14 protein-coding genes are annotated in these 11,556 nt (G+C 74.2%); 10 read left to right on the top strand and 4 right to left on the bottom strand.

Features of this window, described 5'->3' with window-relative positions; all coding sequences use genetic code 11:
• Positions 1–3: 3 nt before the first annotated feature.
• On the bottom strand, positions 4–471 hold the full coding sequence (locus tag ACFWN3_RS07950; protein WP_377645049.1) for a hypothetical protein: 468 nt from the start codon (positions 469–471) through the stop codon (positions 4–6).
• Positions 472–726: 255 nt separating this feature from the next.
• Between ACFWN3_RS07950 and ACFWN3_RS07945 the strand changes: the two genes are divergently transcribed.
• From ACFWN3_RS07945 to ACFWN3_RS07930, 4 genes are all read left to right on the top strand, one after another.
• Positions 727–1,209: a CarD family transcriptional regulator gene (locus tag ACFWN3_RS07945; protein ID WP_377645047.1), complete on the top strand. Its 483-nt coding sequence runs from the start codon at positions 727–729 to the stop codon at positions 1,207–1,209.
• A gap of 33 nt (positions 1,210–1,242) precedes the next feature.
• Positions 1,243–1,959, top strand: a complete 717-nt coding sequence (ispD, locus tag ACFWN3_RS07940) for a 2-C-methyl-D-erythritol 4-phosphate cytidylyltransferase (protein WP_377645045.1) — start codon at positions 1,243–1,245, stop codon at positions 1,957–1,959.
• Between the two features lie 95 nt (positions 1,960–2,054).
• A complete protein-coding gene (ispF, locus tag ACFWN3_RS07935; RefSeq protein WP_377645043.1) occupies positions 2,055–2,507 on the top strand; it encodes a 2-C-methyl-D-erythritol 2,4-cyclodiphosphate synthase in 453 nt (150 codons plus the stop codon).
• 150 nt (positions 2,508–2,657) lie between these two features.
• Entirely contained in the window at positions 2,658–3,341 is a 684-nt protein-coding gene (locus ACFWN3_RS07930; protein WP_377645041.1) for a hypothetical protein, read from the top strand.
• 68 nt (positions 3,342–3,409) lie between these two features.
• On the opposite strand, the gene ACFWN3_RS07925 is transcribed toward ACFWN3_RS07930, so the two are convergent.
• On the bottom strand, positions 3,410–3,736 hold the full coding sequence (locus ACFWN3_RS07925) for a transcriptional regulator (protein WP_377645039.1): 327 nt from the start codon (positions 3,734–3,736) through the stop codon (positions 3,410–3,412).
• A 243-nt stretch (positions 3,737–3,979) separates the two neighbouring features.
• On the opposite strand from ACFWN3_RS07925, the gene ACFWN3_RS07920 reads away from it, so the two are divergent.
• Both ACFWN3_RS07920 and ACFWN3_RS07915 read left to right on the top strand, forming a co-directional pair.
• Positions 3,980–5,077, top strand: a complete 1,098-nt coding sequence (locus tag ACFWN3_RS07920) for an S-(hydroxymethyl)mycothiol dehydrogenase (RefSeq protein WP_377645037.1) — start codon at positions 3,980–3,982, stop codon at positions 5,075–5,077.
• Positions 5,074–5,739 (top strand): MBL fold metallo-hydrolase, encoded by a 666-nt coding sequence (locus ACFWN3_RS07915; RefSeq protein WP_377645035.1) that lies wholly within the window; start codon positions 5,074–5,076, stop codon positions 5,737–5,739. Before ACFWN3_RS07920 ends, ACFWN3_RS07915 begins: the two co-directional genes overlap by 4 nt.
• A gap of 128 nt (positions 5,740–5,867) precedes the next feature.
• On the opposite strand, the gene ACFWN3_RS07910 is transcribed toward ACFWN3_RS07915, so the two are convergent.
• Positions 5,868–6,812, bottom strand: a complete 945-nt coding sequence (locus ACFWN3_RS07910) for a type IV toxin-antitoxin system AbiEi family antitoxin domain-containing protein (RefSeq protein ID WP_377645033.1) — start codon at positions 6,810–6,812, stop codon at positions 5,868–5,870.
• Positions 6,813–7,131: 319 nt separating this feature from the next.
• On the opposite strand from ACFWN3_RS07910, the gene cysS reads away from it, so the two are divergent.
• The 4 genes from cysS (at position 7,132) to ACFWN3_RS07890 (ending at position 10,556) form a co-directional block, all read left to right on the top strand.
• The gene (gene cysS, locus ACFWN3_RS07905; RefSeq protein ID WP_377645031.1) at positions 7,132–8,571 is read left to right on the top strand and encodes a cysteine--tRNA ligase; all 1,440 of its coding nucleotides are present in this window, start codon (positions 7,132–7,134) and stop codon (positions 8,569–8,571) included.
• A gap of 1 nt (position 8,572) precedes the next feature.
• Positions 8,573–9,544 carry a 23S rRNA (guanosine(2251)-2'-O)-methyltransferase RlmB gene (gene rlmB / locus ACFWN3_RS07900; RefSeq protein WP_377645029.1) on the top strand — a complete coding sequence of 324 codons (972 nt, stop codon included), beginning with the start codon at positions 8,573–8,575 and terminating at the stop codon, positions 9,542–9,544.
• A 315-nt stretch (positions 9,545–9,859) separates the two neighbouring features.
• Positions 9,860–10,108 carry a hypothetical protein gene (locus tag ACFWN3_RS07895; RefSeq protein WP_377645027.1) on the top strand — a complete coding sequence of 83 codons (249 nt, stop codon included), beginning with the start codon at positions 9,860–9,862 and terminating at the stop codon, positions 10,106–10,108.
• 1 nt (position 10,109) lies between these two features.
• Entirely contained in the window at positions 10,110–10,556 is a 447-nt protein-coding gene (locus tag ACFWN3_RS07890; protein ID WP_377645025.1) for a DUF2752 domain-containing protein, read from the top strand.
• Between the two features lie 54 nt (positions 10,557–10,610).
• Here ACFWN3_RS07890 and ACFWN3_RS07885 read toward each other — a convergent pair whose 3' ends face one another.
• Positions 10,611–11,528, bottom strand: coding sequence for an RDD family protein (locus tag ACFWN3_RS07885; RefSeq protein ID WP_377645023.1), 918 nt, complete (start codon positions 11,526–11,528; stop codon positions 10,611–10,613).
• Positions 11,529–11,556: the final 28 nt, after the last annotated feature.

The following is an 11,556-nucleotide window of genomic DNA, read 5'->3' as shown; positions in this document are numbered from 1 at the left end:
GGGTCAGCTCGGGGCGAACTGGGTGTAGTAGCCCGTGGGCGCCAGGACCGGGACGGTGACGACGTTCTGGCCGGAGCCTGGCGTCGTCACGGTGAGGTCGACGACGTCGCCGGGGCCGCCGGGGACCGCCGTGAGCACGACCGAGGACCCGGGAGCCGACAGGGCCGCGCCCGAGGACGCCGGCACGGTGCGGTTGGCCGGGGTGTCGCTCCCGACGGAGAACGAGACCTGGACGGCCTGGGCCGCGCCGTTGACGGCCTGCCCGACGAGGATGCCGTCGCCACCCTTCTCGGCGGCGACGACGACGAGGTTGCGCAGCTTGAGGTCGCCGGTGTCGAGGGCGGGACCGTCGGCCGGCTGGTAGGCGTAGTCGGTCTGGACGGGCGAGAACACCGCGCATCCCGCCGCCCCGAGGAGGAGGGCGCCGGCGAGGGCGGTGGCGCGCAGGGCGGAGGCGGCTCGGGTCGTCACGGGGCCAAGGATATCCATGTCCCCCCGGGGCCCGCGGACGCCGTCCCGTCAGCGGCCCGCGGCTCCTGCCCGACGGCGCGTGCGCGCGCCCCCGCCACGCGCGCGAAAGCATGGGACCCGGCGTTCTGTCAAGACCCGAAATCCGTCGGTGGAGGGCGCTCACAAGGCTCTGACCTGCGAAAACGCCGACCTCCTCCATTTCTGCGACACGCCGGTGCGTGGTATCCTTGGACCCTCGAAAGGGGACAACACCACATGGTTTTCAAGGTCGGCGAGACGGTCGTGTATCCGCACCACGGAGCGGCACGCATCGAGGAGATCAACACCCGCACGATCCGCGGAGAGGAGAAGCTCTACCTCAAGCTGAAGGTCGCCCAGGGTGACCTCGTCATCGAGGTCCCAGCCGAGAACTGCGACCTCGTCGGCGTGCGCGACGTCGTGTCGAAGGAAGGGCTCGACAAGGTGTTCGAGGTGCTGCGCACCCCGTTCGCCGAGGAGCCCACCAACTGGTCGCGCCGCTTCAAGGCCAACCTCGAGAAGCTCGCCTCCGGCGACGTCATCAAGGTCGCCGAGGTCGTTCGCGACCTGTGGCGCCGCGACAAGGACCGCGGCCTGTCGGCCGGCGAGAAGCGCATGCTCGCCAAGGCCCGCCAGATCCTCGTCTCCGAGCTCGCGCTCGCCGAGAAGACCGACGAGGAGAAGGCCGAAGTCATCCTCGACGAGGTCCTCGCGTCCTGACCGGGCTGCGCTCGCGCACCCCACCTCACTGACGTGACCGACGCCCACGCTGCTGCCCGCGGCGTGGGCGTCGTCGTCGTCGCGGCCGGGTCCGGCGCGCGGCTGCGGGCCGGGCTGCCCAAGGCGTTCGTCGCCCTGGCCGGCCGCCCGCTGCTCGCGCACTCGCTCGACACCGTCGCGGCGGTGCCCGGGGTCGCCTCGGTCGCCGTCGTCGTGCCCGCCGACCTCCTCGACCCCTCCGGACCCGCCTGGTCGGGGGTCTCCCTCCCGCCCGGGGCCGTCGTCGTCGCCGGCGGGGCCGAGCGCACCGCCTCGGTCGCCGCGGGCCTGGCCTCCCTCGACCCGTCGTGCGACGTCGTCCTCGTCCACGACGCCGCCCGCTGCCTCACGCCCGTCGCCGTCTTCGCCCGGGTCGTCGCGGCCGTCCGCGCGGGTGCCGCTGGCGTCGTGCCCGGCATCCCGGTCGTCGACACGATCAAGGTCGTCGACGCCGCCGGGGTCGTGACCTCCACCCCGCCGCGCGAGTCGCTGCGGGCGGTCCAGACGCCCCAGGGCTTCCGCCGCGAGGTCCTGCTCGCCGCGCACGCGGCGGGAGCGGGGGCCACCGACGACGCCGCGCTCGTCGAGGCCCTCGGCCACGACGTCCTCGTCGTCGAGGGCGACGTGCGGGCCCACAAGGTGACGACCCCCGACGACCTCGCGCAGGCCGAGCGCCTGCTCGCCGCCCCCACCACCGGAGGACGACCGTGACGCCCGAGAGCGCTGAGAGTCCCCAGGATCCCCAAGGTCCCCGGGGCCCCCAGCGCCCTGCCGCCCCGCTGCCGCGGACCGGCATCGGTGTCGACGTGCACGCCCTCGCCCCCGAGGGCTCCGGGCGAGAGCTCTGGGTGGCCGGGCTGCTCTGGCCCGGCGAGCGCGGGCTCGACGGCCACTCCGACGCCGACGTCGCCGCGCACGCCGCCTGCGACGCCCTCTTCTCCGCCGCCGGCATCGGCGACCTCGGGGCCCACTTCGGCACCGGCCGCCCCGAGCTCGCCGGGGCGTCCGGGGCCACCCTGCTCGCCGAGGCGGCCCGGCTCGTGCGCGAGGCCGGCTTCGACATCGGGAACGTCGCCGTCCAGGTCGTCGGCAACCGGCCGAAGGTCGGCAGCCGCCGTGCCGAGGCCGAGGCGGCGCTGTCCGCAGCGGTCGGTGCCCCGGTCTCGGTGGCCGGCACGACGACCGACGGGCTCGGCCTCACGGGTCGAGGTGAGGGCGTCGCCGCGCTGGCGACCGCCCTCGTCGTCGCGCGCGCCTGACCCGCGGGCGGGCCGCCGGGCCCCCTCGAACGGGTGGTGCCGGCGGCCCGCAGGATGCCCCGTCCGGGCCATGGACACCCCCTGCCGGCGGCGAGGAACGTTCGGGGAGGTGGGGCAGGGCCCACCTGCTCCCGGAGAGAGGACCCCCAGATGTCGCACCGTCGCCGCGTCGTGACCACCCTCGGCTGCCTCGGCCTCCTCGCAGCCACGGCCCTGCCCGCCCTCCCCGCGCAGGCGGCACCGGTGACGGCAACCGTCACGGTCGACGACGCCTTCATGCTCCTCGCCGACGAGGACAACGACCTCGTCGCGTTCGCCAACGTCACCCGGGCGGGGTTCTGCACCGCCGAGCAGGTGGCCGCCGAGAACGCCTTCCTCGCCTGGCTCGTCGGCGGCGAGGTCGGTGACCCGCCGGAGTTCCCGCTCGCGCTCGCCGACGAACCCGTCACCTTCTTCGTCCACGAGCTCGGCCCGGGCAACCTGCGGGCCACGGCCACCACCGTGGTCGGGGTGGACCTGTGGACCTTCGAGGCGGGGAAGTCGACGACGGCGGGAAACCTCGTGGCCCCGTGCATCGACACCGACGGGCTGCTCGACGGGACCGCCGTCCCGATCGCCGCAGGAACCCTGTTCGCCTCGGGGGAGGGCACCTGGTCGATGAAGGACAACGACTGGGAGGGCGCCGGTCCGCGCGCCAACGTGTGGGGCGACCTGCTCTCGGCCCGGCTGTCCGGCCCGGGTGGCGACTACTCGTACTCGATCCAGCTGAAGAACCTGGCCAGGCCGCAGGAGTACCTGCGCGGGGCGTCGTCGTACCGGCTGCGCCCGCTGTGACGCAGGTGCGCTGAGGCCGGGCGTTCCGGCACCGGACGCTCGGCGTCCGGTGCCGGCCCGTCCGGTGCTCAGCGGCTGCGGACCGCCGGGGCGCGCCGGTCGGCGCTGACGATGCGCGCCATGCGCTGCAGCTCCGCGACGTGGCCGCACAGGGCCTCGCGCCCGGCCGCGGTGAGGACGACGGTCGTGACCTGGCGGCCGTCGCGCACCGAGCGCTCGAGGTGGGTGTAGCCGCGCGTCGACAGCGTCTTGAGGTGCTTGGAGAGGGCGGAGTCGGACAGCCCGAGCTCGTCGCGCACGACGCCGAACTCGGTGCCGGTCGTCGGAACGAGGAGCGCGCAGATGCGCAGCCGGTGCGGCTCGTGGATCACGTCGTCGAAGACGGGGTGCGGCATGGCGTGAGCATACGACCGGCTTTCCTCGCCGGAAAGGCGTTCGACGCAGCCACCGGAGCGGCGTCGAAGGTGGCCGGTCCGTCACGCGGACCCGGGCCCGGCCCGCGCGACCGGGTGCGGCGGGCCACGCCCCCGCGCGCACCCCGCCGCCGCGGCTACCCGGGTCGGCGGATGCGCGGCTAGCGTGGCGGCGACACGGCGCCGCGGCCGCACCCCCGGCGCCCACCGACCCCAGGAGGACCCGTGCCGCAGACCGTGAAGGGCGTCATCGCCCGCTCGAAGGGCGCCGACGTCGAGCTCGTCGACGTCGTGGTCCCCGACCCCGGGCCCCGCGAGGCCGTCGTGCGCGTCGAGGCCTGCGGGGTCTGCCACACCGACCTGCACTACCGCGAGGGCGGCATCAACGACGAGTTCCCCTTCCTCCTCGGGCACGAGGCCGCCGGGACGGTCGAGGCCGTGGGCGAGGGCGTCACCGAGGTCGCGCCCGGCGACTTCGTCATCCTCAACTGGCGGGCCGTCTGCGGCCAGTGCCGCGCCTGCCTCAAGGGCCGGCCCTGGTACTGCTTCGCCACCCACAACGCGACCCAGAAGATGACCTTGACCGACGGCACCGAGCTGAGCCCGGCGCTCGGCATCGGCGCCTTCATCGAGAAGACGCTCGTCGCCGCCGGCCAGTGCACCAAGGTCGACCGCGACGCCGAGGCTGCGGCGGTCGGGCTGCTCGGCTGCGGCGTCATGGCCGGGTTCGGGGCGGCGGTCAACACCGGCGGCATCGGCCGGGGCGACTCGATCGCCGTCATCGGCTGCGGCGGGGTCGGCTGTGCGGCGATCGCGGGCGCCGCGATCGCGGGCGCGACGACGATCATCGCCGTCGACATCGACCCGCGGAAGCTCGAGACCGCCAGGCGCCTCGGCGCCACCCACACCGTGGACTCCTCGACCGAGGACCCCGTCGAGGCGATCCGCGCCCTCACCGGCGGCCACGGGGCCGACGTCGTCGTCGAGGCCGTGGGTCGGCCCGAGACCTACGAGCAGGCCTTCTACGCCCGCGACCTCGCCGGCACCGTCGTCCTCGTGGGCGTCCCGACCCCCGACCTCCAGGTCACCCTGCCGCTGATCGAGGTCTTCGGCCGCGGCGGCGCGCTGAAGTCGAGCTGGTACGGCGACTGCCTGCCCTCGCGCGACTTCCCGATGCTCGTCGACCTCTACCGCCAGGGCCGCTTCCCGCTCGACGCCTTCGTCACCGAGAAGATCGGCATCGGCGACGTCGAGGCGGCGTTCGACCGGATGCACGGCGGCGACGTCCTCCGCTCGGTCGTCGTGATGGAGGGCGGGGCGTGACGGCCGACGTCGGGGCGCCGGTGCCGACCTCGCCCGGGGGCGTGCGGGTCGAGCGGCTCGTGACCTCGGGCGTCTTCGAGCTCGACGGCGGCTCGTGGGACGTCGACAACAACGTGTGGCTGCTCGGGGACGACGAGGAGGTGCTCGTCGTCGACGCCGCCCACGATGCCGATGCGATCGTCGCGGCCGTGGCCGGTCGCCGGGTGGTCGCCCTCGTCTGCACCCACGGGCACAACGACCACGTCAGCGCCGCGGCCGCGGTGCGCGAGGCCACCGGGGCGCGGGTCCACCTCCACCCCGACGACCGCGTCCTCTGGGACCAGTCGCAGTCGTGGGAGCCCGACGGCGAGCTCTCCGACGGGCAGGTCCTCACCGTCGGCGACGTCGAGGTCACGGTCCTCCACACCCCGGGCCACGCGCCCGGCGCCTGCTGCCTGCACGTCCCGGCCCTCGGCGTGCTGTTCTCGGGAGACACCCTCTTCCAGGGCGGTCCCGGCGCGACGGGTCGCTCGCACAGCGACTTCCCGACGATCGTCGAGTCGATCCGCACCCGGCTGCTCGACCTTCCCGAGGCGACGGTCGTCCTCACCGGCCACGGCGACCCGACCCGCATCGGCGAGGAGGCCCCCCACCTCCAGGAGTGGATCGCCCGCGGCCACTGACCCCTGTCGCGTCCCGGTGTCACTGCGACGGCGCACGTTCCGCGAGCTGGCCCGCGACCTCGCGCGCCAAGCTGCGGAAACCGGGTCGTCCCTGTGAGGGCGCACCTCCCTCAAGGAGTGGTCACCCGTCACCCGGCCGACCGCAGGTTCACCCGGGCCAGGGCTGCCCGCACCAGGGCGTCGACCCGGCGGGGGCGTGAGAGGTCGGCCCAGGTCAGCCGGACGACCTCGTAGCCCAGGGAGCGCAGGAGGTCCTCCCGACGCTTCTCGGCGGCCAGGGCCGCCCTCCCTCCGGGGCCGTCGTACTTCACCAGGCCGTCGAACTCGATGACGACGCGGTCACCCACGAGGAGGTCGACCCTCGCCACGACGACACCGGCGGCGTCGGCGACCCGCACCTGGCTGGTGGTGGGGTGGCCCAGGTCGTGGAGCAGGAGCCTGGCCCGCGTCTCGCCGACGGACTCGCTGGCGGCATCGAGCTGCGACAGCCACCGGGTGGCGCGGACGAGCTCCCTGCGCGTCTCCGACAGCCGCCCGATCCAGGCGTCGATCTCGGCGGCATCGACGGCACGTGAGGCCAGTGCGCGGTCCCCGGCCACGACGAACGGGTCCCGGCCGTCGCACAGTGCGACCTGGGCCAGCGCGGCCCCGACGACGGCGACCCGGAGCCCGTCGACCTCGACGACGTCGATGCGCTCGTCGGTGGGTCGGACCCGCAACCCGGCGCGGAGCCGGGCACGGGTCACCCGGCCCGCGAGGTCGACGACATCGAGGGGTGCGCCGTGGACCGGGAGCCCGTGGAGGGCGAGGGCGCTCTGGTGCGTGGCGGCCTCGACCCGGCCGGCCTGCGTGCGCGAGCGGAGCACCGCGCGGCATCGCAGGGCGAGTCGCTCGTCGGCGTGGGCATCGCCCCAGACGGTGCCCAGGACGTAGGCGCCCTGGCGCACCCGGACGAGGTCCCGGGACCGCACGAGGGCGGCGAGGCCGTGGGCGTCGACGTCGAGGAGGTCGGCGTCGCGCGTCGTCAGCACTCCGCCGCGAGTGGCCGCGAGCGAGAGCAGGTGGTCGGACATCCCCTGATGGTGGCCGGATCGGCTCGTAAAGGAGCGGCGTCATCCACAGGTCACGGGGGCCGGAAGCCGCGGATCCCGCGGCATCCCTGTGACGGCGCACCTTTCCCCGAGTGCCGCGGTTCCTCGTGGGCCGTTCGGGGATATCTGCGCCGTCACGGTGACGGCGCGGTTCCTCGAGGGCGGGGAGGCCGGGCGGCGGGCGGCGGGCATGAGCAACAGGGCGGGAGCAGCAGGGCGGGAGCAGCAGGGCGGGAGCAGCAGGGGTGGGAGCCGGCCGCGGATTCAAGGGGGTGGCCTCCCCGCCGGTAGCCTTGCGCGGGTGACCCTCAGGCTGTTCGACTCCCTCACGCGCGAGCTGCGTGACTTCGTCCCCGTCGTGCCCGGCAAGGCGGGGATCTACATCTGTGGGCTCACGACGCAGGCCCCGCCGCACCTGGGCCACGTCCGCTTCGCCGTCGCCTTCGACGTCCTGCGTCGCTGGATGGCGCGCGGCCACGGCCTCGAGGTCACCCTCGTGCGCAACGTCACCGACATCGACGACAAGATCCTCGTGAAGTCGGCCGACTCCGGCGAGCAGTGGTTCGCGCTGTCCTACCGCAACGAGGTCGAGACGTCCGCCGCGCTCACCGCCCTCGGCGTCCTGCCCCCCACCTACGAGCCGCGCGCCACCGGGCACGTGCCCGAGATGGTCACCCTCATGGAGGCCCTCGTCGAGAAGGGCCACGCCTACGCCGCGCAGGACGGCAGCGGCGACGTCTACTTCGACGTCCGCAGCTGGCCCACCTACGGCGAGCTCACCCACCAGAAGGTCGACGACATGGTCGACGCCGAGGACGCCGACCCGCGCGGCAAGCGCGACCCGCGCGACTTCGCCCTCTGGAAGGGGCGCAAGACCGACGAGCCCGAGACCGCCTCGTGGCCGACGCCCTTCGGTACCGGTCGCCCCGGCTGGCACCTCGAGTGCTCCGCGATGGCCCGCAAGTACCTCGGCGACACCTTCGACATCCACGGCGGGGGCGTCGACCTCCGCTTCCCGCACCACGAGAACGAGATGGCGCAGTCGCGCGCCGCCGGCCTCGGGTTCGCCAACTACTGGCTGCACAACGCCTGGGTCACCATGGGCGGCGAGAAGATGAGCAAGTCGCTCGGCAACTCGCTGCGGGTCAGCGAGGTCGTCAAGGAGCACCGCCCGATCGCGGTGCGCTACTACCTCACGGCGGCCCACTACCGCTCGATGATCGAGTTCCACGAGGGCTCGATCGAGGAGTCCGACACCGCCGTCGAGCGGATCGAGGGTTTCCTGCGCCGCGCCCTCCCGGGTGTCACGACCGCCCGGCCGACCGGCGACGAGGAGCTCCCCGCCGAGTTCCGCGACTCGATGGACGACGACCTCGGGGTCTCCGGGGCCCTCGCCGTGATCCACGAGGCCGTCCGCACCGGCAACACCGCCCTCCAGGACGGCGACCGCGACGACGCCGCCACCATCGCCCGCACGGTCATCGCGATGACCGACGTGCTCGGCATCAACCCGCTCGACCCCGCCTGGTCAGCGGGGGACTCCTCGGCGGGTGACGCGCTCGCGGCGCTCGACGCCCTGGTGCAGGAGCGGCTCAAGGCCCGGGCCCACGCCCGGGCATCACGTGACTACGAGTCCGCAGACGCCATCCGCGACGAGCTGACCGCCGCCGGGATCGCGCTCGAGGACACCGCCGCAGGGGCCCGTTGGTCCCTCGTGCGGACCAAGGGAGAGCAGGACTGACATGCCCGGAAACAGCCAGCGCCGCGGAGCGATCCGCAAGGGCGGCAAGAAGGGCCCCACTGTCGGGTCCGGTGGCCAGCGCCGCCGCGGCCTCGAGGGCAAGGGCCCGACGCCCAAGGCCGCCGACCGCCCCAACCACAAGGCGCACCAGGGGGCCAAGGCGGCCGAGCGGCGCGAGGGCGGCGGCGCGGGTGGCCGTGGCCACGCCGGTCGCACGAGCACGCGCAAGAACAAGGCGAGCAGCGAGATCGTCACGGGGCGCAACTCCGTCCTCGAGGCCCTGCGTGCCGACGTCCCGGCCACGACGATGTACGTCGCCGGCCGGATCGACTCCGACGACCGGGTCCGCGAGGCGCTGAAGATCGCGACCGAGCGCTCCATCCCCGTGCTCGAGACCCCGCGCGGCGAGCTCGACCGCCTCACCGACGGCGCCGTCCACCAGGGCCTGGCCCTGCAGGTGCCGCCGTACGAGTACGCGCACCCGAGCGACCTCGTCGACCCCGAGATGCCGGGCATCCCGCTCGTCGTCGCCCTCGACGGCATCACCGACCCCCGCAACCTCGGCGCCATCGTGCGCTCGGTCGCGGCGTTCGGCGGCCACGGGGTCGTCGTGCCGGCCCGTCGCTCGGTGGGCATGACGGCGTCCGCGTGGAAGACCTCCGCCGGGGCCGCCGCGCGCATCCCCGTCGCCCAGGCCACGAACCTCACGCGAGCCCTCGAGGAGTACCGCAAGGCGGGCTTCTTCGTCATCGGCCTCGACATGGACGGTGACGTCGAGCTGCCCGACCTCGAGCTCGCCTCCGAGCCGCTCGTCATCGTCGTCGGCTCCGAGGGCAAGGGGCTCTCGCGCCTCGTCCGCGAGACCTGCGACCAGATCGTCTCGGTCCCGATGAGCTCGGCCGTCGAGTCCCTCAACGCGGGCATCGCCACCGGGGTCACCCTCTACGAGGTCGCCCGGCGCCGCCGCCGCTGACCCCTGGGCGCCGGCTGGTCGCCCGAGGGCGGGGAGTCCTGCCCGCTCGACGCACCCCGCGGACCGGAGCGATTGCGCGCATCCCGGCGACCGCCTGTGGAAGGATCGCCCCGCCGGACGAGTCCGGCCCTTGGGGGGACCGACGTCCCCGCTGAACGTCGAGAGAGGGAACACATGTCTGACTACGGATCGACCCCCCCGCCCCCGCCTCCCGGAGGCGGCGGCGGTTACTCCGCACCCCCGCCCGGAGACGGTGGCGGCTACTCCGCACCTCCGCCGCCCATGGGTGGCGGCCAGATCGAGCACCCGAAGGGGATGACCGTCCTCATCCTCGGCATCCTCGGGCTCGTCTGCTGCTCCCCGCTCGGCATCGCCGCCTTCGTCATGGGCAACAACGCCCTCAAGGAGATCGACGCGCAGCCGGGTCGCTACAGCAACCGTCAGATCGTCCAGATCGGCCGCATCCTCGGCATCATCGCCATGGTGCTGCTCGTCCTCACCGTCATCTGGTTCCTCTTCCTGGGTGGCCTCGCCGCCATCTCGGGCGACACCTCGACCATGTGACGTGACGCTCCTGCACCACCACGAGGCGGCGCCACCCTCGACCTCCGGGTCGCGGTGGCGCCGCCTCGTGCGTCCGGGCCTGGTCGCGACCGCCGTCGCCGCGGGGACGGCCTACGTGTGGGCCGTCGACCCCAACGAGCCCGGGCACTACCCGCTGTGCCCCACCTACGCGCTCGCCGGCGTGTACTGCCCCGGGTGCGGGATGCTGCGCGCGACCCACGACCTCGCGCACCTCGACCTCGCCGGTGCGCTCGCCCGCAACCCGCTCGCGCCGTTCCTCTACCTCGGGATCGTGCTGCTCTTCGCCGTCTGGGTCCGCGCCCGGTGGCAGGGCCGGCCGCTGCGCTGGGACCCCCCGCGCTGGATGCCGTGGTTCCTCGGCGTCAGCTTCGTCGTGTGGACCATCGCCCGCAACGTGCCCGGGTGGTCCTGGGCCTCGCCGGCCTGACGGGGCCGAGGGGTCCCTGGCGCCGCTCCGCCCCGCGGGCCGGCCGCCCCGGGCTCAGCCCTTCGGGACGACGATGACGGTCGAGCTGACCACCTTGTCGGCGAGGGTCTGCCGGTCGGTGTCCCACAGCATCCAGAGGTAGGACAGGTAGACCACCTGGTTGATGATCCCGCTCATGAACTCGCGGACGAAGCACATGCCCGCGCCGATGGGCCGGCCCGTCTGGGCGTGGATGAGCCGGAGGCCGACCACCGACTTCCCGACGCTCTGCCCGGTGCGGCCCATCCGGAACACGCGGTTCCAGAGGTTCACGGCGATGGCGAGCAGGATGCCGAGCCCGAGGACGACGAACCCGACGGTGAGCGTCCCCGTGTCGGTCTCGCCCATCACGGGGTAGCCGTACTCGTCGTAGCCGGTCCGGCTCGGTGCGGCCGCGATGAGGATGGGGATGGCGATGAGCGTCGGGATGAAGGACACGAGGCTGATCGCGCTGTCGACGAGGAGGGCGACGACGCGCTGCCCGAAGCCGGCGACCTGGCCGAAGTTGGCCTCGACGAACCCGAGGGAGCCCGGGTGCGTCGGTCGGGCTCCGGCGTAGACCGGTGCGGCGCCGTACCCGCCGTAGGGGTTGGCCTGCGGTTGCTGGCCGTACGGCGCCGGCTGTTGCCCGTAGCCCGGCTGCTGACCGTAGGGGGCCTGCTGCGCGTACGGCGACGGCTGCTGGCCGTAGGGCGGCGCCTGCCCGGGCTGCCCGGACGGTGCCGTCGGCGGCTGCGGCGGGACCGGCGGCTGCGCCCCCACAGGCGGCTGCGCCCCCACCGGCGGGTGCGCTCCCGCCGGCGGCGGGGCGGCAGCGGCGGGAGGCTGGGCCGCGGCCGCGGGCTGCGAGTAGTCCGGCTGCGCCGGGAACGGGGGACGCTGACCCTCGGGCTCGCGCTGCTCCGGTGTCGGGTCCTGCGGCTGGTCGGTCATCGTCGTCCCCGGGGTCGTGGAAGGGTGG

The organism is Oryzobacter terrae, assembly GCF_042756445.1.
Classification (GTDB): Bacteria; Actinomycetota; Actinomycetes; order Actinomycetales; family Dermatophilaceae; genus Oryzobacter; species Oryzobacter terrae.
The sequence above is the reverse complement of the archived record's forward strand: the minus strand, read 5'-3'. Positions and strand labels throughout refer to the sequence as shown.